Source organism: Staphylococcus sp. HMSC061G12 (assembly GCF_001838465.1).
Classification (GTDB): Bacteria; Bacillota; Bacilli; order Staphylococcales; family Staphylococcaceae; genus Staphylococcus; species Staphylococcus simulans.
On record NZ_KV837118.1, the window covers coordinates 1 to 543 of the forward strand.

The 543-nt window shown below is 30.2% G+C and carries 1 protein-coding gene; it reads left to right on the plus strand.

Annotated features, from left to right (window positions below):
- Positions 1 to 73: 73 nt before the first annotated feature.
- Entirely contained in the window at positions 74 to 406 is a 333-nt protein-coding gene (locus tag HMPREF2937_RS08270; RefSeq protein WP_000291486.1) for a winged helix-turn-helix transcriptional regulator, read from the plus strand.
- Positions 407 to 543: the final 137 nt, after the last annotated feature.

The following is a 543-nucleotide window of genomic DNA, read 5'->3' on the forward strand; positions in this document are numbered from 1 at the left end:
TAATGCGGAAGATTATATAATCTTCCGCATTAACAATGTAAATTCTAATATATAGAAGAAAGAAGGATGAAAATTGTATTATAAAGGAAAAGAATTTTTCACTTCTAAAGATTTAGCTTTATGTGTTATCGGAGGAAAGTGGAAGATCCCTATAATTTTTCATTTACTTCAAGACAAAGTATTGAGATTAAGTGAGCTACAAAAAAAGTTGCCGCATGTCAATCAAAGGATGCTAATAAGACAACTTAGAGAATTAGAAGAGGACCAAATTATTGAAAGACATACTTATTCTGTAGTTCCCCCAAAAGTGGAGTATAAGCTGACATCTATAGGCTACAAGCTAGATAAGGTGGTTTATGCAATATGTGAATGGGGTGATTTATTCAAGGATGAAATAATACATTAAAAAGTTCTGGTGCAAATTAAAAATAAAGTTAACTACTCTCTTATAATGTAAGTATTCAATTAGCTGACTAACATGTATTAATTTCGCCGTTCTATGAAATTAAGGGTTCTGTTGCAAAGTTAGAAAAATATAGCTAA